The organism is Pseudonocardia autotrophica (assembly GCF_003945385.1).
Taxonomy (GTDB): Bacteria; Actinomycetota; Actinomycetes; order Mycobacteriales; family Pseudonocardiaceae; genus Pseudonocardia; species Pseudonocardia autotrophica.
This window is the reverse complement of the sequence record NZ_AP018920.1, coordinates 606614-627771: the sequence shown is the minus strand read 5'-3', so window position 1 is coordinate 627771 and position 21158 is coordinate 606614. Positions and strand designations below refer to the sequence as shown.

Annotated in this window: 22 protein-coding genes and 2 pseudogenes; 13 read left to right on the top strand and 11 right to left on the bottom strand. The window is 71.9% G+C overall.

Going from position 1 to position 21158, the window contains the following annotated elements:
- Positions 1-30: 30 nt before the first annotated feature.
- Both Pdca_RS03100 and Pdca_RS03095 read right to left on the bottom strand, forming a co-directional pair.
- Positions 31-2109 (bottom strand): transglycosylase domain-containing protein, encoded by a 2079-nt coding sequence (locus Pdca_RS03100; protein WP_085916532.1) that lies wholly within the window; start codon positions 2107-2109, stop codon positions 31-33.
- Positions 2110-2180: 71 nt separating this feature from the next.
- A complete protein-coding gene (locus Pdca_RS03095; protein WP_085916533.1) occupies positions 2181-2546 on the bottom strand; it encodes a TraR/DksA family transcriptional regulator in 366 nt (121 codons plus the stop codon).
- Between the two features lie 37 nt (positions 2547-2583).
- On the opposite strand from Pdca_RS03095, the gene Pdca_RS36650 reads away from it, so the two are divergent.
- The 4 genes from Pdca_RS36650 to Pdca_RS03075 all read left to right on the top strand — a co-directional run bounded on the left by Pdca_RS36650 (position 2584) and on the right by Pdca_RS03075 (position 5705).
- Entirely contained in the window at positions 2584-3024 is a 441-nt protein-coding gene (locus Pdca_RS36650) for a nucleotide triphosphate diphosphatase NUDT15 (RefSeq protein WP_158092359.1), read from the top strand.
- Between the two features lie 44 nt (positions 3025-3068).
- Entirely contained in the window at positions 3069-3413 is a 345-nt protein-coding gene (locus Pdca_RS03085; protein ID WP_085916535.1) for a hypothetical protein, read from the top strand.
- A gap of 941 nt (positions 3414-4354) precedes the next feature.
- On the top strand, positions 4355-5125 hold the full coding sequence (locus Pdca_RS03080; protein WP_158092360.1) for an EAL domain-containing protein: 771 nt from the start codon (positions 4355-4357) through the stop codon (positions 5123-5125).
- A gap of 190 nt (positions 5126-5315) precedes the next feature.
- A complete protein-coding gene (locus tag Pdca_RS03075) occupies positions 5316-5705 on the top strand; it encodes a DUF4870 domain-containing protein (protein ID WP_085916538.1) in 390 nt (129 codons plus the stop codon).
- Between the two features lie 301 nt (positions 5706-6006).
- Here Pdca_RS03075 and Pdca_RS36645 read toward each other — a convergent pair whose 3' ends face one another.
- A complete protein-coding gene (locus Pdca_RS36645) occupies positions 6007-6198 on the bottom strand; it encodes a M15 family metallopeptidase domain-containing protein (RefSeq protein ID WP_232021393.1) in 192 nt (63 codons plus the stop codon).
- 545 nt (positions 6199-6743) lie between these two features.
- Here Pdca_RS36645 and Pdca_RS03065 point away from each other — a divergent pair.
- The 3 genes from Pdca_RS03065 to Pdca_RS03055 are packed head-to-tail and all read left to right on the top strand — an operon-like array spanning position 6744 to position 9356.
- Complete coding sequence (locus Pdca_RS03065) at positions 6744-7409, top strand: response regulator transcription factor (RefSeq protein ID WP_085916539.1); 666 nt, start codon at positions 6744-6746, stop codon at positions 7407-7409.
- Positions 7410-7420: 11 nt separating this feature from the next.
- Entirely contained in the window at positions 7421-8533 is a 1113-nt protein-coding gene (locus tag Pdca_RS03060) for a sensor histidine kinase (RefSeq protein ID WP_197719903.1), read from the top strand.
- A 55-nt stretch (positions 8534-8588) separates the two neighbouring features.
- Positions 8589-9356, top strand: a complete 768-nt coding sequence (locus Pdca_RS03055) for a hypothetical protein (RefSeq protein WP_174824410.1) — start codon at positions 8589-8591, stop codon at positions 9354-9356.
- Between the two features lie 122 nt (positions 9357-9478).
- Here Pdca_RS03055 and Pdca_RS03050 read toward each other — a convergent pair whose 3' ends face one another.
- Positions 9479-9964, bottom strand: coding sequence for a glyoxalase superfamily protein (locus Pdca_RS03050; RefSeq protein WP_197719902.1), 486 nt, complete (start codon positions 9962-9964; stop codon positions 9479-9481).
- A gap of 266 nt (positions 9965-10230) precedes the next feature.
- On the opposite strand from Pdca_RS03050, the gene Pdca_RS03045 reads away from it, so the two are divergent.
- The 3 genes from Pdca_RS03045 to Pdca_RS03035 all read left to right on the top strand — a co-directional run bounded on the left by Pdca_RS03045 (position 10231) and on the right by Pdca_RS03035 (position 12027).
- Positions 10231-10515, top strand: a complete 285-nt coding sequence (locus Pdca_RS03045; RefSeq protein ID WP_125911232.1) for an alpha/beta fold hydrolase — start codon at positions 10231-10233, stop codon at positions 10513-10515.
- A 122-nt stretch (positions 10516-10637) separates the two neighbouring features.
- Positions 10638-11432 carry a transposase family protein gene (locus Pdca_RS03040; RefSeq protein WP_125911231.1) on the top strand — a complete coding sequence of 265 codons (795 nt, stop codon included), beginning with the start codon at positions 10638-10640 and terminating at the stop codon, positions 11430-11432.
- A gap of 7 nt (positions 11433-11439) precedes the next feature.
- Positions 11440-12027, top strand: coding sequence for an alpha/beta fold hydrolase (locus Pdca_RS03035; RefSeq protein WP_166665892.1), 588 nt, complete (start codon positions 11440-11442; stop codon positions 12025-12027).
- Between the two features lie 128 nt (positions 12028-12155).
- Here the strand turns inward: Pdca_RS03035 and Pdca_RS03030 are convergent.
- Together Pdca_RS03030 and Pdca_RS03025 are read right to left on the bottom strand one after the other, a co-directional pair.
- Positions 12156-12878: pseudogene (locus Pdca_RS03030) on the bottom strand (dienelactone hydrolase family protein).
- 385 nt (positions 12879-13263) lie between these two features.
- The gene (locus Pdca_RS03025; protein ID WP_158092383.1) at positions 13264-13899 is read right to left on the bottom strand and encodes a helix-turn-helix domain-containing protein; all 636 of its coding nucleotides are present in this window, start codon (positions 13897-13899) and stop codon (positions 13264-13266) included.
- Between Pdca_RS03025 and Pdca_RS03020 the strand changes: the two genes are divergently transcribed.
- Positions 13898-14200, top strand: a complete 303-nt coding sequence (locus Pdca_RS03020; RefSeq protein WP_085916771.1) for a DUF6506 family protein — start codon at positions 13898-13900, stop codon at positions 14198-14200. The genes Pdca_RS03025 and Pdca_RS03020 overlap by 2 nt on opposite strands.
- Positions 14201-14364: 164 nt before the next feature.
- On the opposite strand, the gene Pdca_RS03015 is transcribed toward Pdca_RS03020, so the two are convergent.
- Positions 14365-15219: a mycofactocin-coupled SDR family oxidoreductase gene (locus Pdca_RS03015; RefSeq protein WP_085916772.1), complete on the bottom strand. Its 855-nt coding sequence runs from the start codon at positions 15217-15219 to the stop codon at positions 14365-14367.
- 92 nt (positions 15220-15311) lie between these two features.
- Here Pdca_RS03015 and Pdca_RS03010 point away from each other — a divergent pair, with 92 nt between their 5' ends.
- A complete protein-coding gene (locus Pdca_RS03010; RefSeq protein ID WP_085916773.1) occupies positions 15312-15830 on the top strand; it encodes a nitroreductase family protein in 519 nt (172 codons plus the stop codon).
- 518 nt (positions 15831-16348) lie between these two features.
- Here Pdca_RS03010 and Pdca_RS03005 read toward each other — a convergent pair.
- Positions 16349-17293 carry a helix-turn-helix domain-containing protein gene (locus Pdca_RS03005; protein ID WP_085916774.1) on the bottom strand — a complete coding sequence of 315 codons (945 nt, stop codon included), beginning with the start codon at positions 17291-17293 and terminating at the stop codon, positions 16349-16351.
- Positions 17294-17547: 254 nt separating this feature from the next.
- On the opposite strand from Pdca_RS03005, the pseudogene Pdca_RS03000 reads away from it, so the two are divergent.
- Positions 17548-18402, top strand: a pseudogene (locus Pdca_RS03000) (saccharopine dehydrogenase NADP-binding domain-containing protein); the annotation flags it as partial.
- On the opposite strand, the gene Pdca_RS02995 reads toward Pdca_RS03000, so the two are convergent.
- The 3 genes from Pdca_RS02995 to Pdca_RS02985 all read right to left on the bottom strand — a co-directional run bounded on the left by Pdca_RS02995 (position 18403) and on the right by Pdca_RS02985 (position 21044).
- The gene (locus Pdca_RS02995) at positions 18403-18609 is read right to left on the bottom strand and encodes a hypothetical protein (RefSeq protein ID WP_125911228.1); all 207 of its coding nucleotides are present in this window, start codon (positions 18607-18609) and stop codon (positions 18403-18405) included.
- Entirely contained in the window at positions 18606-20471 is a 1866-nt protein-coding gene (locus tag Pdca_RS02990) for a vWA domain-containing protein (RefSeq protein ID WP_158092384.1), read from the bottom strand. Before Pdca_RS02990 ends, Pdca_RS02995 begins: the two co-directional genes overlap by 4 nt.
- A 297-nt stretch (positions 20472-20768) precedes the next feature.
- Entirely contained in the window at positions 20769-21044 is a 276-nt protein-coding gene (locus Pdca_RS02985) for a hypothetical protein (RefSeq protein WP_125911226.1), read from the bottom strand.
- Between the last annotated feature and the right edge of the window lie 114 nt (positions 21045-21158).

Genomic DNA, 21158 nt, shown 5'->3' with positions numbered 1-21158 from the left:
CGATCATCGCGGCCCCCGGCGGGGATCCGCTCAGGTACCGGCCCCGGTACCGGGCAGCGGGGTGGAGCCCGCGCCGCCGTCGAGGGCGGAGACCATCGCGAACCACGCGCGCGCCGGCACCGCACCACCGGTGAGGTTGCCGGATCCGCAGGTGCGCAGCGGCCCGGTGCACACCGGGCGCGGCGCCCCGGTCGGGAGCGTCATGACCGAACCCGCGCGGTCGCCGGTGGCGCCCAGGAACGCCGCCGACGCGTAGTTCTGGGTGGTCCCGGTCTTCGCGATCACCGGCCGGTTCCAGCCCACCGCGGCCGCGGCGCCTGCCGCCGTACCGGAGGTCGCGTCCCCGGACAGGGCGGTGACCAGGTCGCGGGCGACCGACTCGTCGATCACCCGGTCGCAGCGCGGACCGGGGAGCGCGACGTCGCCGCCGTCCCGGTCGGACACCGACTCGACGAACAGCGGCGTGCAGTGCACCCCGCCGGACGCGATCGTGGCGCCCACGGTCGCCAGCTCCAGCGGGCTGGTGCCCTCCGGCCCGAGGGTGAACGACGCCCGCCGCTGGGCGATCACCGCCTCCCCGACGGTGCCGCCGTCGCGGGTGGGCGCCTCCAGCGACGTCCGGAGCCCGAGCCGCCAGGCCATGTCGACCACCGGCTGCAACGAGCCGATCCGGTCGGTGAGCTCGATGAACGGGGTGTTCGGCGAGCTGGCGAGTGCCTGTCGCAGCGTCAGCGGGCCGCTGCTCGAGTTGCCGTAGTTCGCGACGGTGTAGGGCGCGCTGCCGTTGCGGAAGTTGCGTGAGGTGTAGCTCGCCGGGTTGCCCAGCACGCTGTCCGGCGTGACGATCCCGCTCTCCAGCGCGGCCGCGGCGGTGAAGACCTTGTAGACCGAGCCTGCGCCGTGCAGTGGCAGCGTGGCCAGCGGATAGGCGGTCTCACCTGCGTCGGCGTCGAAGCCGTACTCACTGCTGGAGACCAGCGCGTCCACCCGTCCGGTGCCCGGCTCCACCAGCGCCGCGACGTTCGCGACCGACGACGAGCCCTCGGCGCCGCCGGTCCGGCGGACCGCGGTCAGCGCCTCGTCGGTGGCACGCGGGTCGAGGGTGGTGCGGATCGTGTAGCCGCCGTTGCGGAGCACACCCGCCCCGATCCCCGACCCGTCGAGCGCCTCGACAACGGCCTGGCAGAAGTGCCCGGTGCCCTCGCGGGCTCCGGCGCAGCCCTGGGCCGGGACACCGGCGTCCGGCCGGACCTCGACCGGAGTCGCCCTGGCTTCCTCGGCCTGTGCCGGGGTGATCGATCCGACCTCGACCATCGCGGCGATCACCGTGTTCCGGCGGTTCTGCGCGGCCTCCGGGTTGTTCAGCGGGTCGAACCGCTCGGGGGCCTGGATCATCCCGGCCAGCAGCGCGGCCTGCGGCACGGTGAGCTGGTCGGCCGTCGTCCCGAACCAGGTGCGGGCCGCGGTCTGCACGCCGTAGGCGCCGCGGCCGAAGTAGATCAGGTCGAGGTAGCCGGCCAGGATCTCCTCCTTGTCCAGCACCGCCTCGACCTGGTGTGCCAGCCGGACCTCGGCGAGCTTGCGGGCCGGCGTGTTCGCGGTGGCCGCGCGCTCCTCCTCCGGTGTCGAGGCCAGCACGTTGAGCCGGAAGTTCTTGACGTACTGCATGGTCAGCGTCGAGGCGCCCTGGCCCTCCAGAGCCGAGCCGCCGGCCGCGTTGCTGACCAGCGCGCGGCCCATGCCGTACCAGTCCACGCCGTCGTGCTCGTAGAACCGGCGGTCCTCGATCGCGACGATCGCGGCGGTCATCGTGTCCGCGATCCCGTCCGGACCGACCGGCTCACGGTGCTGGTCGTAGAGATGCGCGAACGGCTCGCCCGCGGCGTCGAGCAGCACCGAGGTGGCGCCCATCCGACCGTCGCCGAGCCGGGCGCTGGTGGCCTGGTCGGCGACGCCGCTGATCCCGTCGGTCGCGACCGCGGTCGCGACCGCGACCGGTGCCAGCATCCCGGCGAGCAACACCCCGGCCAGCACGCTCGCCCCGATCCCCTGCAACAGCCTGCGCCGTACGAAACGCGCGCGGTCACCGGCTGGAGGGGAGTCGGGCATGCCCCCAGGTTCCCCGGAAGATCGTGACAGGGTGGTGAGGCCATCCTGACGGTTACCTGACGATCCGCGGGTCAGCCCCGGGTTCGACGCCCGGATCCGGAGCGCCGGAGCGAGGCGCAGCCGATGCAGGTGCGGGTCGCGGGCAGCGCCTCCAGCCGCTCCGCTGCGATCGGGCCGCCGCACCGCGCGCAGGCGCCGTAGCTGCCGTCCGCGATCCGGCGGGCGGCGTCGTCGAGGTCGGCACGGTCCTGTTCCGCGGCGGCGAGCAGGCCCTGCAGCTGCGCACGCTGGACCGCGATCGTGACCCCCTCCGGATCGTGCTCGTCGTCGTGGCTGGTGAGGGACTGCTCCTCGGCGAGCGACGCCAGCTCGTGGCGCAACGAGGCGACCCGGTCGTCGACCCGGGTGCGCTCGGCGGCGACTGCTGCTGGGTCCATGCCGACCAGGGTCCCCCGGCGTGGCAGATTCGTCGTCATGGATCTTCCCCGTCCGGTGTCGGGTGTCGGTGTGGTGCTGGAGCGCGACGACGGCCTGGTCGCGATCGGCCACCGCGTCACCGCGGGCGAGGACCCGAGCTGGTCGTTCCCCGGCGGCCATCTGGAAGGCGGCGAGACGCCGGTGCAGGCCGCGCTGCGCGAGCTGGCCGAGGAGACCGGCGTCGTGGTGGAGCGGGGCTCGGTGTTCGCGGTCTGCGTGCGGACCGGTGGCAGCGGTGTGACGTTCGCGGTGCACGTCGCCGCCCCACCCGGTGCCGTGCTCACGGTCCTCGAGCCGCACGCCGTCGATGCCTGGCGCTGGGCCGATCCGGACGATCTGCCCGGGCCGGTGTTCGCGCACACCGCCGCCGTGCGGCACGTCTGGCGACACCCCGGCACCGGGCTGGCGGGCTGGGACCTGCACCCGTTCGCTCGGTAGCGCTGCGGATCCGCGGGTGCCAGCGGATCCGGGATCGTCGGCGCATGCGGATCCCCGGCCCGGCCTCGGCGGCCCTGCTGACGGTGCTCGTTCTCGGGGCGGGCGTCGTGCTCCTCCTCGCCCACTGGCTGTTCCGGGTGCAGGAATGGGAGGGCGAGGTGCCCGCCGTCGTCGCCGGGTTCGGGCGCGACCACATGTACGTCGCGCTGGTCGAGCCCGCCCCGGACGGCACGCTCCCCGGATCGCCCTTGCCCGGCTGGCTGCCGGCCGACCCGCTCGACGGGGTGCAGCGGGGTGCTCCGCTGACCTGCCTGGTGCGGCAGACCTACCAGGTCAACCGGCACCTGGCCACGGGCGCGCGCACCGAGGTGCTCTCCTGCCGGGCCTGATGCGCTGCTCCCGCACCCGGCCGACGAGCTGCTGGGTCGCGACGAGCGTGCACGCCGGCAGCGCCGGCATCTCGTCGTGCTGACGATCGAACAACCGGACACGGCGGGCGCGCCGGTGGACACCGAACGCAGCTGAGCCGACCGAGCACGGAACTCGGCCGCGCACCGGCGTGAGGATCACCGGCCCGCCGTGTCACACGCCAGAGGAGAACCACCACCGGTCCTCCCGTCGGTCCCCCGGGGACCGCATGCCACGCCGAGTCCAGGAAGGACGACCATGGACCTGGGCGCGCACCTCCTCCCGACCGGGCGCACGACATGAACATGGGATGGGCGGACGATCCGGATGAGCCGGACGACGTCACCGACCCCGCCGGCGACCCGTACTGGCGCGACGAGCGGAGCGTTCCCCGTGTCGTGGGCTGCCTTCTCGCCACCGCCGCCGGGGCCGGACAGATCATCCGGCGGAGCAGCGCCGCCACCCTCCTGACCTGCTGGCGGGCACTCACCCTGCTGCGACGGGAGGAGCCCGAGCTCTGTACAGGGTCCGGCGGCGCCTGCTCGCTCGCCGGCCCGGGGAACCCGACGACGTACCCTCCGCACGGACCGCTGGTCTCCCGCCGGCGCCGGCGGCGGCGCCGGACCCACACGCGATCCGGGCCGGTACCCCGGCGGAGCGATTCGTCAGCCGACTGAGAGGCCCGGGCACCGATCGCCGGCGCACACCCGGGTGGGACGCCGGCGGCCGGTAACGGCCCGTCCGGCGCACCCGATGTGATCACCGCACCGTTCCGTTCCCGCTTCGACCCCGCATCAGGGGGATGCTTATGTGAGGATGTCGCGTCCGGTGACCGATGCACCGCGCGGCACGGCCGGACGGTGCAACCCGACGGCCGTCGGCGTCGCCCCACAGTCGTCGACGAGAGGCAGGAAGAGCGACGATGCACGAGGCGACGATCGATCTCCCCGGGCGCGCCGCGCTGATCACCCGGCGGCTGTGCCGGCCGGACTTCCTCGCACACGTCCGGTTCGCCTACCAGCCCATCGTGAGCCTGGCGGGCCGGACCACCGTCGGGTTCGAGGGCCTCGCACGCTGGACGGATCCGCAGCTCGGCGAGGTCTCCCCGGTCGACTTCGTACCGATCGCCGACGACACCGGCAGACTCCCCGGACTCACCACGCGCGCGCTGATGGACGGGATGCACGTCGTCCGCGGTGGCGGCTTCCTCTCGATCAACGTCGACGTCGCCGGGTTCTGCGACCCCAGCTTCCCGGGCCGCGTCCTCGACGCGTGCACCATGCGGTCGTTCCCGCCGGACCGGCTGCTCCTCGAGGTGACCGAGACCGGCGTGATCCGTGACCCCGTCTGGTTCCGCGCGGCGATGACGACGCTGCAGCAGGCGGGGGTCCGGATCGCCGCGGACGATCTCGGTGCGGGCCTGAGCACACTCGCGAGGGTCGTCGAGTATCCGTTCGACGTCGTCAAACTGGACCGCACGCTGATCCGGCTGATCCACACAGCACGCGGCCGTCGCGTGCTGTGCCGTGCGTTGGAGCTCGTGCACGAGCACGGCGCGGTGACCGTCGCGGAGGGCATCGAGGACATTGCGACCGCGGAGCGGTGCCTCGGCGCGGGGGTGGACCTCGGCCAGGGATGGTTGTTCGGCCGACCGGCGTTTCCCGAGGTCTCCGGCCACGCGCCGGTGGCCTGAGCGGCACCCCGCCACGAGTCGGAGGCGCGACCGGATCGGTGCACTCGTCCGGGTGATGGCGGCTCGACCCGGTGTCCGCCGATTCCCGATTCCGGGCCGGCGACTGGCAGGGTGGCATTCACCGACGGCCCCGTCCCGCTGTGCCGGCGCGCAGCCGACCGGGGCTCGCGGACCAGAAGAGAGGACCTCGATGTCGCAGCAGTACCCCGGCCATTCCGGGCCCCCGCCGTCCGACAGCAGCCGGATCGCAGCAATCCTCGCCCATCTCTCGGCGCCGATCGCCGCGGTACTCAGCGCAGGACTGCTGAGCCTGCTCGGCCCGCTGCTGGTCTGGCTGGTCAAGAAGGACGATCCGTTCGCGCGCAGGGCCGCGGCCGGGGCGTTCAACTTCAACCTGATGTTCTGGGTGCTCTTCATCGTCAGCTGGCTGCTGATCCTGACCGTGATCGGCGTGCTCGTCGCCGTCCCACTCATGATCGTTCTGTTCGTGGTGTCCGCGTGGTGCCACATCAAGGGAGCGATCAAGGCGTCGAACAACCAGTCCTACGACTACCCGTTCCAGCTCCGCATGTTGTCGTGAGCCCGCAGGGGCGGCGGGGACCGGCTCGGTTGCCTGCCGCTCGGGCCGCCAGGCCCGCAAAGTGTGCCGGCCCTGAGGAAGCCGAGCCGGGGCTTCCGAGATTCTGCGCGAACACGACGTGTTCGCCGATTCGGACGAAGGTCGCGGGACAGACCGTCCCGGCCCACCCGAGATCGCGCAGCCGGCGCAATCCGCCATCCCGGACACCGCAGAAAGGGCCGGGATCCACGGTTCTGATGAGCGGTCCGCGCTCTCCGGGCGTCGCCCCCAGGTGTCCCGCGCCGACGTCCGGGCCGGTCTGTCACCGCTGCATCCTCGGGTCGTGGGTCGGGTCGGCGTACCGGGCCGGGCAACCGTCGTCGACGGCGTCGGGGCGGAGTTCGAAGTGCCACGGCTCGTTGTCGTAGATCCGGCACAGCCCGTGGTCGGCGCCGTGGCGCGACAGCCATGACGCAGCATCGGGGTGTCCGATGTCGACGGCGTTGCCGGACACGTGCTGTGAGGTGTCAGCGGTGGCGACCCAGCGGGCGCTTCCCGCTGCGAGCCGTGCTGCGCGACGGCGTCGCGCAACAGCTGCCCCTGGAATGCCGGTGCCCGCCAGCCGCTGGTGACGTACACGGTGATCCCGTCGCCGGCCGCGTCGTCCGTCGCTTCCCGCAGCGCCTCGCGCAGATCCGGATCGAGGCGGGTGACGGCCGGGACGTCGTCGTCGACCGTGGTGCCGTCCGGGACGGCACCGTCATCCGTACCGAGCGCGCCGAGCCGGGGGCCGACGGCGGAGCTGTCGCCGTGTGGGGGCGGCCGGTCCAGGCTGCCCTCCCACCAGCGGGCCCCGGATGCGGCGGAGGAGGCGGGCGACGGGGCCGTCGTCACCCCGATGCCGAGGGCGCAGAGCGCTGTGACGGCGACGAGTGCCAGGATCGGGCGAACCGGTGAGTGCTGGGTCATGACGCGCAGTCAAGGCAGCCCGGTGTTGCCGCACCGTCTCCGGAAATCGATACGCCGACGACAGGTCGCGGCTCGTAACCTCTGGGAACTGTGCGCGTGCTGATCGTCGAGGACGAGCTCCACCTGGCCGAGGCCATCCGCGACGGCCTGCGCCGGGAGGCCATCGCCGCCGACATCGCCGGCGACGGCGACACGGCGCTGGAGCTGCTCGCGGTCAACGCCTACGAGATCGCGGTCCTCGATCGGGACGTCCCCGGGCCGACCGGCGACGAGATCGCGGCCCATATCGTCGCGTCCGACAGCGGCATGCCGATCCTCATGCTCACCGCGGCCGACCGGCTCGACGACAAGGCCGCAGGTTTCGAGCTGGGCGCCGACGACTACCTCACCAAGCCGTTCGCACTGCGCGAGCTCGTGCTGCGGCTCCGGGCGCTGGACCGCAGGCGGGCGCACGCCAGGCCTCCGGTGCGCGAGATCGCCGGCCTGCGGCTGGACCCGTTCCGCCGCGAGGTCCACCGGGACGGCCGCTACGTCGCGCTCACCCGCAAGCAGTTCGCCGTCCTGGAGGTCCTCGTAGCGGCCGAGGGCGGTGTCGTCAGCGCCGAGGAGCTGCTCGAACGTGCCTGGGACGAGAACGCCGACCCGTTCACCAACGCCGTCCGCATCACCGTGTCGGCCCTGCGCAAACGCCTGGGTGAACCCGGGATCATCGCGACGGTGGCCGGGGCCGGCTACCGCATCGACATCCCGGTGTGAGGGAGGGAGCCGTGACCCGCAGGCCCGGTATGAGCGTCCGGCTCAAGCTCACCCTCAGCTACGCCGGGTTCCTGCTGCTCACCTGCACCCTGCTCGGCGCCGTCTGGCTGTTCCTCCTCCCGCGCGAGGCGTCCGTCGGGTCCCTCGTCCCGGACCTCACCAACGTCCCGCGGATCTTCGACCACACGAACTTCGGACCGGTCGTGTTCAGCCCGGCGGCCGCGCTGATCCTCGCCTTCCTGCTCGTTCTCGGGCTGGTCGGCGGATGGTTCCTGGCCGGCCGCATGCTCGCCCCGCTGACCCCGATCGCCGAGGCCACCCGGGTGGCCGCCGGCGGATCGCTCACCCACCGGATCGAGCTGACCGGTCGCGACGACGAGTTCCACGAGCTCGCCGATGCCTTCGACGCCATGCTGGCGCGCTTGGAGGCGCACGTCGCCGAGCAGCGCCGGTTCGCCGCGAACGCCTCGCACGAGCTGCGCACCCCCTTGGCGATCACGCAGGCGTTGCTCGACGTGGCCCGCGCCGATCCCGACCACGACCACGACCACGACCACGACGAGCTCCTCGACCGTCTGCTGGCCGCCAACACCCGGGCGATCGAGCTCACCGAGGCTCTGCTGCTGCTCAGCCGTGCCGACGGGCGGGCTTTCACCCGCGAGCGGGTCGACCTGTCTCTCGTCGCCGAGGACGCGGTCGAGACGTTGCTGCCCCTCGCCGAACGGCGCGGCATCGACATCGAGGTCGAGGTCGAGGTCGCCGGCGACGCCGTGTCTGCCACCGGCTCGCCGGCGCTGCTACGCCAGCTGGCGATGAACTTGGTGCACAACGCGATCGTGCACAACGTGCCGGTGGGCGGGACGCTCCGGGTCGGTATCGGAGCCTGCACCGGTTCGGCGCTGTTCACCGTCGAGAACACCGGGCAGGAGCTGACCCCGCAGCTGACCGCCACGCTGGCCGAACCCTTCCGACGCGGCACCGAGCGGGTCCGCGACGAGCACGCCGGTGTCGGCCTCGGACTGGCGATCGTCCGGAGCATCACCGAGGCGCACGACGGCGAGCTGCGGCTCGCCCCGCGGGCGGGCGGTGGGCTCCGTGTGGAGGTGCGACTGCCCGCCGGATGAGCGAGAGCGGCTCCGCATCTGGTGCGGTCCGTCACCGGCTACGTAGCCTCGAGCCGTGCACAACCCGCTGCGGGGCCTCGACTCCACCGGCGCGGACCGCCTCGTCCCCTACCAGGACGCCGTGCTGGCCCTCGGCCGCGACGGCGACATGATCGAGTATCCGGACGACATCCGGGTCGACCGCATCGTCGGCACCGTCGGCCGCGCCGACGACTTCGACGCGGAGTTCCGGCTCCGCAACCCGGACCTGCAGGGGCGCTGGAACAGCGTCGCCGACCTGATGGCACGGCCCGACACTCCGTTGCCGCGGATCGAGCTGATGCGCCTCGGCGAGATGTACTTCGTCGTCGACGGCCACCATCGCGTCTCGGTCGCCCGCGCACGGGGACATCTCGTCATCCCGGCCCGGATCCGGTGGGTCTGCACCGTCGCCTACGCCATGGCCTGCCTGCGCGCGATGCACCTGCCGAGCAAGGCCGCCGAGCGGGAGTTCCTCGCCCGGATCCCGCTCCCGAACGACGTGCGCACCGAGCTCTGGCTGGACCGCTCCGCCGACTGGATGCGGCTGGCCGACGCCGCCGAGGCCTGGGGATATCGCGAGTCGCTGCACGGGGCGCCGCCGCGCGACCGCCGGGCACTCGCGGCGCGGTGGTGGAAGCACGAGGTGGTCCCGATCGTCCACCATCTCCGGCGCGCCGGGATCGGTGTCGGGCTCCGCGACATCCAGCTCTATGCCGCGGCCACCGCGACCCGTGACCGGCGCGGCGTGAGCGCCTGGCCGGCGCTCCGCGCGACGTCGGTCGATGCCCCGGGTGGCGGCTGACCCGGCTGCGGCGATCTCAGACCTGCGGTAGTCCCTGGTCCCGGGCGGTGTCGGTCATGGACGGAGCCCGGGTCAGGTCTGTTGGCAGAACCTCAGCGAGTTCCCGAAGGGGTCGATGACTGTCAGGGTCGGCCACCCGGTGCGTCCTGCTCCACACCGGGACGCACCGACGGATAGTCCTTCTGTTCCAGTTCCTCGTGGAGCGCGCCCACGTCGGCGACCGGGATCCAGACCGAGCTTCCGGGCGTTCCGTCGCCGTGGTGCTCGGACAGGTCGAGGCACATGTCGCCGCGGGAGAGGCGGACGTAGAGCGGCATGCCCGGCTCGAAGCGGTGCTCCCACTCGATGTGGAGACCGAGATAGCCCAGATAGAAGTCCCGGGCGTCCTCGAAGCGCTGCACCCGCAGGATGGGGACGGGCGTGCCGAGACCGGCCGCGTCGGCACGGGGTTCGCCGAGGGAGGCACCGGCGGTGTTCCAGTCCCGGTAGCCGAGCTGGTGGGCGACCGTTTCGAGGGCAGCGCTGTGACTGATCGTGATCTGCCGTTCGGCCAGATCGGCTCGCAGCATGCGTGCTGCGGCCTTGGCGTCGCTGGTGGTGAGGTCCATCGTCGGCCCGTGTCCCGGTGTCGCGTGTCCAGTGCCCGCGTTGCTGGACCGACACCGTGTGAAGGCAGACGGTCACGACCGTGATCGGCGTGTTCACCGTGCCTTGCGGCTGCGGGCGGCGGGCCACGCCGGGCCCGGCCCCGACGGTAGCGCTCGACCGATGACGTGGGCCAGTGGTGGCGGTGGCCTCCCCTGGTCCGCCGAGCCGTGTCGGATGTGCGCGGAGCCCACGGACTTTCGTACGGTGAGACGTGCATGACGGCACCATGATTCGCCTGAGCGATGGCGCGATGCTGTGGGTGGACGCCGAGGGCCGCCCCGAGGACCGGCTACCCGGGTTGGTTTTCCTGCACGGTGGCGCCGGAATGTGGGACTACCTGGGGCCGGTGGCCGACATGGCCGCCGGCCCGTTCCGGACGCTCCGCTACGACCAACGAGGCTGCGGACGATCCTCACCGAACGAGAACTACAGCCTGGCCCGCTATGTGGCAGATCTCGACGAGCTACGCGAACACTTCGGGTACGAGCGCTGGTACGTATTCGGTCATTGAACGTTTTCCAACCTGGTGATCATGAGGTCGGTCGGCCTGCGGCGTGGTGTCACTGAAGTAGGTGAAGCTCCTGGTAGATGGGTGATTGCCTAGATCAACCCGTCCCAAACAGGAGCTTCAGGGTGCTTGTCTACCCCTCGTCGATGCCCGTGTCCAACCGCGCCCTGCACACCCTCTCCGACGCACTACGCCGACACCGCAAGAACCTCGGCAGTAGGTGGCGCCGACTCCCGCCCGGGCAACAGGCCCTGCTGGTGCTCGCGTACCTGAACAAGGGCGAGACCTACACCGCTCTGGCCTGCGGCTTCGGGATCGGCACCACGACGGTGTTCCGCTACGTCCGCGAAGGCGTCGACGTCCTCGCCGCGGCGGCACCATCGCTGGACGAGGCGCTCGGCGTGGCCCGACGTAAGGCGTTCGTGATCCTCGACGGCACGCTGCTGGCGATCGACCGGGTCGGCATGGGATCGGGCTACGACCGGGCGTTCTACTCCGGGAAACACAAGCGCCACGGCGTGAACGTGCAGGTCCTCGCCGACCCGGCCGGTCGACTGGTGTGGGCATCACCCGCGCTGCCCGGTGCCCGCCACGACATGGGCGCAGCCCGCGAAAACGGTCTGATCGACGCCCTGTCCGAGCACGCGATCCAGGTCGTCGCCGACACCGCCTACCAAGGCGGCGGTCCGGCGATCCGGGTCCCACAGCGTCGTCGCCGCCTCGACCCGGACACCGGCCGCTACCGACCGCTGTCGCAGGCGCAGAAGCAGGTCAACGTCGCGCACGCACGCCAGCGCGGTCCCGGAGAACGAGCCAACGCCCAGCTCAAGTCGTGGCAGGTGCTCCGCAAGATCCGCAGCTGCCCGAAGCGAGCAACCGCACTGGTCCAGGCCGTGATGGTCCTGATCCAGGCTCGCTGAGATCAAGTTGGAAAGCGTTCATTCCTTCGGCGCCACCCTCGGTATCGAGTACGCGGCGACGCACGGGCACAGGGTGGCCGGCCTCATCTACTGCAGCGGGCTCGGCATCGGATGGTCGATCCACCGGGCCACCTACAAGGCCCGGCAGGCGCAGCGGCTCACCGCCGCCGAGCGGACACGATCGGACGAGCTGGCGGCGAGGAACCGCACGTGGGACGAGGAGGTCGAATGGCGCACCCTGTCGTGGCTGCCCGACTTCGTCGACCCCGGCAGGGCCCGACAATGGGCTGCCTCTGACGCGAGCACGCCGCTTGCGCTCAACCTCGCGTGCAACCGGGCCTTCAACGCGGAGACCAGCGCATGGACCGCCGACGACGAGATCAGCCGCTGGAGCGCCGTCACCTGCCCGGTGTGGATCGTTCATGGCGAGGGCGACCCGAGACCAGCTGACGGGCCCCGAACGCTCGCCTCGATCCTCCCGGACGCCGGGATCCATGAGATAGCCGACGCCGGCCACCAACCCTGGCGGGAACGCCCGGACGTGGTCGCGCAGATCCTCACCGCTGTCGCGGCACATGCATCGGGGCCTTCCTGAGGAGCAGTGGGGCAACGGCCGTCGGGCCGAGGAGCCGGCCCCGCACCGCCGGAGGCACCTCGAACGTCACTGTCCGGAAAACCGGTGGCCAGTTCGTGCTGCCCCGACGTGAACGCTCTCCGTCGGTCTCAGCTCCTGGTCAGAGTGCGGTCGAGGAGAGGGAGCAGGCGGTCCCAGTGGCGTTGCAGCGCCGAGGGGTTGAAGGCGTCGGTATCGGACATGGTGAAGCCGTGGACGGTTCCGGGGTAGATCTCGGAGGTGTGGTCGACGCCCGCAGCCGCCAGGGACTAGTTGAGCTCGCTGAGGTCCTCGGGAGTCAGGTCGCCTTCGGCGTGGCCGAAATGGACCTGTGCCGAGAGCCCGGCGTAGCTCTCGGGCCCGTCGGCGCCCACGGGAGCGTGGAATGCGGCGAGGGCCGCCACCTGGCCGGGACGGGCCGTGGCGGTCCGCATCGCCAGGAGGCCGCCTATGCAGTAGCCGGTCACCGCGACCGGTCCGGCACCCACCTCGGATCGAGTGGTGAGGAAATCGAGGTAGGCGCCGGCGTCGTCAACGGCGCGTTCAGCGGTGTGCCCCTCGATCAGCGGCATCAGCTGGGCGAAGACCGCAGGCCGGGCCTCTTCTCCGATGTGCTCGGGGAGATCGATGACCGGCGCCGGGCCGTGTCGGTAGAAAGGATTGGGAACGAGCACGTAGTAGCCGTGCTCGGACAGTTCACGAGCCATCTCGCGCACAACGGGTCGGATACCGAAGCCGTCCGCGTACATCAAGACCCCTGGGTGCGGCCCGGCACCGTCGGGGAAGGCGGCGAAAGCGTCGGCATGGCCGTCTGTAGTGGGGATGTGCAGCATGGTGGTGGGCATGAGATCTCCTGTCGTGGTCGACGTGTCGAGCTGCATCAGCGCGACAGGAGGCGGGGCCCGCGCAGTGCCAGGGCCTCGATCCGGCTGCGGGCCGGCAACGGCCCGTACGGCGCTCAGAGAAGCACCGGGTCACCGATCCGTGTGTGGCGAAATGCCGTCCCGGTAGACACGCCCGTAAGCGTATCCGTCGGACAGCGCCGACGCCACGGCGCCATTGTGGACCTGTGGATCTCCATCGGAGCCTGTGCGGCCGAATCTGAACGATTGCCGGTCACGTGCCGTGCCGATTCGCCCTCGGAATCAGATGCCTCCGTGGCGGCAACACCTTGACGCGGGAGGACCGAGCGAAGGCCGCACATCGCAGACCGTCCAACTACGGCGCGGAGTAGTCGATGACCAGGAAGTACATCGCCTCGTCGTCACCAGGATTCGAGATCCGATGCACCAGATCTCCGACGAAGCTGACGGCGTCACCGGCCTCCAGCTCGACCACCTCGGAGCCGACCGTGATCCGGAGCCGACCATGTTCCAGGGCCAGCCACTCACGCGACCCGGCGGCGTGAGCCGGGAACTCGGGCCCATCACAATTCGGGGGCGCGACGACCCGGACGACCTGGGTCGAGCGATCCGGGAGCGCAGGCGACAGCAGACGCCAGGTCCAGCCGTCCTCGACCTCCACTCGCTGGTCATCCGCCCGGATCACCACCGCCGACTCGCTGCGATGCCCATCGAGCAACTGCGCAACAGATGACCCCAACGCCCCGGCGACCCGATCCAGCACGAGCACCGTCGGCATCTTCGCGCCTCGCTCGATCTCGGACAGCATGCTGCGGCTGACCCCCGCAGCGTCGGCGAGCCCCTGCAGCGTCAGACCACGCCGCTGCCGACCCTCGCGAACGCGACGCCCCAGCTCGCTGACCGGCAAGCCGCTCGAGAAGCGGTCGACATCAGAGCTCCTCTTTGGTGGAATCACTCCGCGATAGTAGACACCGTCACAGGAGGAGAGCATGGCACTGGCACGCTGGGGTTTCCTGTACACGGCCGCGGGCGCCGATCCGGGACGCGACATCACCGTCGTCGACACCGGCTCGTGTCGCACCGTCCTCATCGGTATGGAGCGCCCCGATCAGGGCGTCGAGGCGGCACGGAGACTCGTCGAGCAGCACGACGTGCAGCTGATCGAGCTGTGCGGTGGCTTCGGTCCTGTCTGGACCGCCCAGATCCTTGACGCGACCGGGCACAAGATCCCGGTCGGTGCGGTCGCGTACGGCCCGGAATCGGTGGACGGGATCCACGACATCTTCGCTTGAGTGGATGCCTCGGAGATGTACGGCCGCTGGGGAAATGTCGCCCACGCGGAACGCCGGCGATCCGACATCCTCCCCGCTCTGGCCGCCGTCTCGGCGCGCCGTGAGGAGATCGCCGCACTCCCCCGCTCTCCGAGCGGTGCCGGGTGTGAGCGGAGCCCAGAGGTTCAGCGGACCAGCATGCCCGCGTCCACCGGCAGGGCGACGCCGGTGATGTAGCGGGCCTCGTCGGACGCCAGGAAGGTGACCGCGGCGGTGACATCCTCGGGCTGCACGAGGGAGACGTCGAGGAGGTTGGCGACGTCGTCGGTGGACTTGGGCTGTTCGGGCGGGGTGCCGCCGCCGAAGAGCGCCTCGACCGCGGGATTGAGGATCATCCGGGTCGCCACGCCGGAGGGGTTCACGCAGTTGACCCGGATGCCGTGCGGGGCGAGCCAGGTGGCGAAGGTGCGCATGAGCCCGACGACCCCGTGCTTGCCGGCCACGTAGCCGTCGCTGCCGCCCTGGCCGTCGCCGCCACGTCCGGTCAACCCGAAGACGGAGCTGGTGAGCACCATCGCCCCGCCCTTCCGCTGCTCGATCAGGTGGGGCGCGGTGGCCTGGACGGTGTTCCAGACCCCGGTCAGGTTGACGTCGAGCTGGTCGCGGAACGCCGCGGGACCGTCCCCGCCCTTCATCAGGCCGATACCGGCGTTGGCGAGCACGACGTCGGGCACCGCGAGTTCGGCGCAGGCCCGGGTGACCGTCGCTGCCAGGGCCTCCGCGTCCCGCACGTCGACCGGGAGCCCGATCGCGCGCCGTCCGACGCCGCGGACCTGTTCGACGGTCTCGTTCAGGTCGGCCTCCGTTGCGAGGTCGTAGGCGACGGTGTCGATGTCGTGGCAGATGTCGAGGGCGATGACGTCCGCGCCTTCGGCCGCCAGGGCCAGTGCGTGGCTGCGGCCCTGGCCGCGGGCGGCTCCGGTGATCAGAACGGTGCGGCCCTGGAAGCGTCCGGTGGTCCTCGGCTGGGGGGTGCTCATGCGACTGCCGACCGGCGGGGTGTGGCGGACTCATCGGTCGCGGTGCTCGGGCATCCCTTCCGGCGGCACGGGGGCTCGGTAGCGTCAGCGAGGTGACCGGGTCCGATCGAGAGCCGCTACGCCGTCTGGTCGCGGCTCGTGCCGTGCGCACCTTCAGCGATCAGCCTGTTGCGCCGGAGGTCGTGCGCTCGCTGATCGACACCGCGCGGTGGACCGGCTCGGCCCGCAACCGGCAGCCGTGGCGCTTCCGCATCGTCACGGACCGCCACACCTGCCGGGAACTTGCCGGGCTCGGCACCTACGCCCGGCATCTCGCCGATGCGCCGTCCGTGTTGGTGCTGTTCGCCGCGGACGACGGGCGTCGGGACACGCTGTTCGACGTGGGACGGATCGCGCAGAGTGTCGTGCTCGCTGCCGCCGACGTGGGCCTGGGGTGTTGTCCGGCGACGATCTATCCGGACTCGAACGTCGACCGAGCGGGGGAGATTCTCGGCGTCGAGAGTTCCTGGCGAGCACGTTGGTGTTTCTCACTGGGTCATCCGGGTCGGGCCGCTACAGGGACGTCGGCTGTGCCCGTCGGCCGACGCTCCGTCGAGGACCTGTTGATCTGACGCTCCGCGGATCCTCCGCCGCTCGCGGGCCGGGTTGCCTGGCACGGCCCCGTAAACGGGTCGACGAACCGCGAACTGCTCGCCGCGGACGGCACCCGCGTGTTGGACTCGGCCCGATGACGCGACTGCTGCTGATCAACGGCCTGCCCGGCGCACGGGGAAGTCGACCCTGGCCGGCCGTTATTGCGCGGACCGGCCGCTGTCGCTCTGCCTCGACATCGACGTCGTCCGGGGGCTACTCGGCGGCCGGCACGACCATCCCCTCGAGTCCGGGCTGCTCGCACGCCGAATCGCCCTGGCGATGATCCGCGAAGCCGTCCCGCAAGGACACGATGTCGTCGTCCCTCAGCTGCTGGCCCGAACCCGGTTCATCGCCGAGCTCCAGACCACCGCTGACCTGCTCCAGGCGGACGGACCAGCGAGGTGCGACGGTAGTAGGAGCACATCGGCCGGTCGACCTCGTTTCGCCGAGGCTCGGCCACCGGACCAGCGAGCCGGACCGTCCGACCCCGGCGGACTCAGGCGGGCCGGAACGTCGCCCGGTACACGGTGGGCGCGATACCCAGGGCGCGGTGGAAGTGGCGCCGGAGGGTGGCGGCCGTGCCGATTCCGCAGCTCGCGGCGATCTGGTCGACCGAGGCGTCGGTGCGTTCGAGCAGTTCCTGGGCGCGGGCGATGCGCTGGTGGTGCAGCCAGTCGAGCGGACCGGTCTGGCACTCGGCGTGCATTCGGCGGGCGAGTTGGCGGGTGCTGAGGTTGGCGTGTTCGGCCAGGTCACGCACGGTCAGAGGCTTGTCGAGACGGGCCCGGGCCCAGTCGAGGGTGGGGGTGAGTCCCTCGGAGCCGCGCGGCTCGGCAGGTGGGGTGATGAACTGGGCCTGCCCGCCGCGGCGATGCGCCGGCACGACCAGCTGTCGCGCGAGACCGGTGGCAGCAGCGGCGCCGAGGTCGCGCCGCACCAGATGGACGCACAGGTCGAGCGCCGCGGTCTTGCCCGCCGAGGTGAGGAGATCGCCGTCGTCGATGTAGAGCACCCCGGGTCGGACATCGATCCGGGGGTAGCGCTGCCGGAGCTCCTCGGCGTGCATCCAGTGGGTGGTCGCGGTCCGGTCGTCGAGCAGACCGGCGGCGGCGAGCAGGAACGCGCCCGTGCACAGCGAGGCGATCCGGGTGCCCCGCCGGTGGGCAGCGCGAAGTGCCTCGAGGAGCGCCGGGTCGGGATCGTCGTCGAGATCGTCCGACGACGGCACGACGATGGTGTCGACGTCGGCGATCTCGGCGTAGGACACGGTGGAACGGTGTGCCAGCCACGGGTGGGGCGCACCGTCGGCGGTTCCGACGACCAGCTCGTACCACGTGCCGGTGCGCGACAGCTCCGAGCGGTCGACGCCGAAGATCTCCGAGGCGATGGCGACCTCGTAGAGCATCGACGAGCCATGCATGAGGAGAGCCGTCCGCAGCATGTCCGAAACTATACGTACGTCGTCGTTTCAGACGCTCGTGTCGGGTTCGGCGTCACGCCGACGATGGTGGCGTGAATACAACCGAACGAGTCCTGGTCTACGGCGCCTCCGGTCACACGGGCCGCTTCGTCGTCGATGAGCTGCTGCGACGTGGCCTGACCCCCGTGCCGGCCGGTCGCAGCGCCGACGGTGTCGCCCGCATCGCCAGGTAGGACGCACTCGATCGACGGGTCGGGCGCACTGACGACCCCGGCGGACTCCGTCGGGCGATCGAGGGTGCTGCGGTGGTGATCAACTGCGCTGGACCGTTCCTCGACACCGCGCTCCCGCTCGCCCGCGCCGCCGTCGAGGCCGGTGCTCACTACCTGGATGTGACCGCCGAGCAGCCGGTCGTGCAGGCTCTGTACAACGAGCTCGACGCTCCCGCCCGGTCGGCGGGTGTTGCCGTGGTCCCGGCGATGGCCTTCTTCGGCGGTCTGGCCGACCTGCTCGTCACCGCTGCGCTCGGGGGCGGATCGCAGGCCGACGAGGTCGAGATCGCGATCGGCTTGGACCGATGGTGGCCGACGGCCGGCACCCGGGCCACCGGCGCCCGCAACACCGCGACCCGCCTCGTGATCCGCGACGGGACGCTGACCGCACTGGACGATCCCGCTCCGACGGGCACCTGGCCCTATCCCCCACCGTTGGGCGTCCAGCCGGTCGTGGAGCTGCCGTTCTCGGAGGTCGTCACCATCGGGCACCACCTGAAGGTCGGCGAGCTCCGCTCGTACCTGAACACCGCCCCGCTCGACGATCTCCACGATGCGCGGACCCCGGCGCCGCCCGCGGCCGACGAGGAAGGGCGCTCGGCCCAGCAGTTCGTCGTGGACGTCGTCGTGCGTCGCGGGACCGAGACACGCCGGATCGTCGCCACCGGGCGTGACATCTATGCGGTCACCGCGCCGATCGTGGTCGAGGGCGCCGTTCGACTGATCGAAGGGCGCCACCGCCACCCCGGCGCCGGCGCCCCGGCCGAGATGTTCGACGCGGCCGGCGTGCTCAGCGCCCTCGCTCGGAACGGTCGTTCGATCGCCGTGCGATCCGATCCATGCCTCGCCGGGGAGTGATCAGGATGCCGGGGCCGAGAGCAGGGTCCCCATCTGTTCGAGCTGTCCGACACCGGTCTCGACGTCGTGAACGACCGGGTCGAGTCGAACGTGGTCGGCGCCGGCGTCCCGGTGCGCGCGGACCTGGCGGGCGACGTCCGCCGGGGTGCCGAACGCCACCACGGCCCCGACCACGGTGTCGGCCCCGTCGCGGACGTCCTGGGTCACCGCCGCCGGCGCCACCTCAGCCAGGCGAACACACCGATCACCGGTATCGCCCCCGCGGCGACGGCGAACGGTAGGAACCACGCACCATCGCGGGTGTCTCCGCCGTCGTCGGCACGGCCGTCCGCATCGGCCTGGCCGGCCGCCGGGCCGGGCGTAGCCACCGCATAGGCCGGGCCCGGTTCGACGGCGCCGCCGACGCTGAGGTCCAGCCGCACCGGAACCGGCGCGGCCGATGCGCTGCGCTCGTCCCGCGGGGGTGAGACCTGGACGCCGATGTAGAACCAGCCGGGCACGCTCTGGGGCCGGACGGCGACGTCGGTCGACTCCCGGTTGAGGTAGCGGACCGGGTGCGTCGACAGCGCGGGCCGATCGTGCGGGAGGACGCTCGCCGCACCGTTGTAGGAGGTGAACACCTGTCCGATCTCCTCCCGGCTCGGCGCGTAGAGCACCGTCCGGGCGAACGAGACGTTCGCCGGCCCCCGGCCGGGGGTCTCGGCCAGCGTCACCCGGTAGGCCAGCGACTGCCCCCACTCCAGTCGAACGCGGTAGAAGACGAACTCGCCGCGCCGCACGACGTCGGTGTAGGCACCCGGCCCGGCGAGCTCGGCCGCCGAGCCGAACGTCGCGCCCGCGGGCACCGGGACCGGTTCGGTGCCCCCGGGGGTGAGCTCGGCGGCCGGGAGCACCCCGGGCGGGCCGGGATCGGTGACACCCGGCTCGACCGCCAGTGACAGCTCGACGGGCAGCCGGGCGGGGACCCCGGCGGACACCCGTCCCCACTCCAGGGAGAACACGTACCGGCCCGGGCCGGTACAGCCGTCCGGACCGGTGGCGGTCGGTTCCGCGCCGTCCCAGACGGTGGCGACGGTCAGCGGTGCCCCGTCGCTGGACCGGTTCTGCTGCTCGGTCGACGACCGGAGGCAGTCGCGTCCGGTGGCGCCGAGGGTGCGCAGGATCAGACTGTTGAAGTCGTCGATCGTGTCCACATCGGGCACCCGCGGGTACGCGACCGTCGCGCTGAACCGCGCGGTCGCCCCGGCCGGGACGTCGAGGGCGTAGAAGCGTGTCTCTCGTTGTCCGATCGTGTCGAGATAGTCGCCGGGGCCGGCGGTGGGCGCCGCGACGGCGTCGGGCCCACCGGTGATCGGTGCCCCGGTCGGCTCGTAGTTGCGCAGCGCGGTGGCCGCGACGCGGGGCAGGACCCGTTGCAGGTCGGAGCCCTCGGGTGCGTCGGTGTAGGTGCCGCCGGTCGTCCGGGCGATGCAGCCGAGCTGCTCGCGCGCAGGGTCGTCGACGCCGAAACCGACCGTGTGCACGACGAGATCGACGCCGCTCTCCGCGAGCGTGCGAGCGACCTCGCACGGCTCCGGCGGGGCGCAGGTGTCCTCGCCGTCGGAGACCAGCACGACCGAGCGCGGCCCCTCGGACGGCAGCTGCTCCGCCGCGACCTGCAGGGATCGGCCGATCGGCGTGTAGCCGCGCGGCGTGACCCGGTCGACCGCACCGAGCAGTTCACCGCGGTCCAGCGCCAGCGGTCCGCGCACGACCGAGACGTCCTGGCAGCCGCGGTCGCGCTCCTCGGGCGCGTTCCCGGTCCCGGTGCCGTAGACCGCCAGGCCGAGCGGGGCGCCGTCGGCGGTGCCGTCGACGAGCGCGTGCACCGCCTGCCGCGCCGCGTCGATCTTCGTGCCGCCCGACGGGTCCGGCCCGGTCATCGACCCCGAGCCGTCCAGCACGACCATCGTCGGAGCGAGCTCGCCCGGCGGTTCCGGAGCCGGAGCAGCCACCGCCGCCCCGGCCGCCGCGGGAACGAGCCCGGCGACCAGCAACAGCACCAGCGTGAGCCGGCACAGGAGCGGCACGGTCCGCATCGTCGGCTCCGACACGTTCGGCACCCACCTCGCCTGCCGGAACCCGTCTCGAGGGCCACCGGCCGGCGAACGGCAGCACTCCGGAAGAAGATCACACCGGGGTGGCGGGGTGCCGCTCGATTCCACATTTCTTGAAGCTTGCGCCGGAACTCCGGCGGGGAACCGCGCCGCGGGCCGTGGTCCCGCTGCGCAAGAAGCTGGTGACGTGTGTGGTGTACGTGCGCCGCGGCTCGTGGTGTCCGGGCCGGTCCACCGCCTCAGGTCCGGCGGCGGTCGGTCGGCGCGGCATCATCGCAGGACCGCCGCGGTCATCGTTGCGGCGCAACCGATCAGCAGTCGCGTCATCGGAGCGCCCCGTTCGGTGAGCCGGAACTCGGCGCGCCCGGCCGACGGGCGGCGCCGTACCCGCTGCCGTCGCGAGATGACCAGGCCACGACGGACCATGCGCACCAGTACCGTCCGCACGGCGGTCACAGCCAGCCCCGCCGACCGGGCGATCTCGGTCGCGTCCAGCCACTCCGGGCGATCCAGCAGGACCGGCACGACCAGGCGCTCGTGCTCCACGCCGACGCGGCACCGTTGACGCCCGCACACCACCGGGGCCGCAGCGCCGGCCGACAGGCCGACGGCCGCCGCGCACACGTGGCACCTACTGCGCACCTCCACCGCACTCACCTC

Bases quoted from the DNA above. Each gene is read 5' to 3' on its own strand.
- Pdca_RS03100 (WP_085916532.1), bottom strand. From the start codon at position 2,109: ATGCCCGACTCCCCTCCAGCCGGTGACCGCGCGCGTTTCGTACGGCGC.
- Pdca_RS03095 (WP_085916533.1), bottom strand. From the start codon at position 2,546: ATGGACCCAGCAGCAGTCGCCGCCGAGCGCACCCGGGTCGACGACCGG.
- Pdca_RS36650 (WP_158092359.1), top strand. From the start codon at position 2,584: ATGGATCTTCCCCGTCCGGTGTCGGGTGTCGGTGTGGTGCTGGAGCGC.
- Pdca_RS03085 (WP_085916535.1), top strand. From the start codon at position 3,069: ATGCGGATCCCCGGCCCGGCCTCGGCGGCCCTGCTGACGGTGCTCGTT.
- Pdca_RS03080 (WP_158092360.1), top strand. From the start codon at position 4,355: ATGCACGAGGCGACGATCGATCTCCCCGGGCGCGCCGCGCTGATCACC.
- Pdca_RS03075 (WP_085916538.1), top strand. From the start codon at position 5,316: ATGTCGCAGCAGTACCCCGGCCATTCCGGGCCCCCGCCGTCCGACAGC.
- Pdca_RS03050 (WP_197719902.1), bottom strand. From the start codon at position 9,964: ATGGACCTCACCACCAGCGACGCCAAGGCCGCAGCACGCATGCTGCGA.
- Pdca_RS03045 (WP_125911232.1), top strand. From the start codon at position 10,231: ATGATTCGCCTGAGCGATGGCGCGATGCTGTGGGTGGACGCCGAGGGC.
- Pdca_RS03020 (WP_085916771.1), top strand. From the start codon at position 13,898: ATGGCACTGGCACGCTGGGGTTTCCTGTACACGGCCGCGGGCGCCGAT.
- Pdca_RS03025 (WP_158092383.1), bottom strand. From the start codon at position 13,899: ATGCTCTCCTCCTGTGACGGTGTCTACTATCGCGGAGTGATTCCACCA.
- Pdca_RS03015 (WP_085916772.1), bottom strand. From the start codon at position 15,219: ATGAGCACCCCCCAGCCGAGGACCACCGGACGCTTCCAGGGCCGCACC.
- Pdca_RS03005 (WP_085916774.1), bottom strand. From the start codon at position 17,293: ATGCTGCGGACGGCTCTCCTCATGCATGGCTCGTCGATGCTCTACGAG.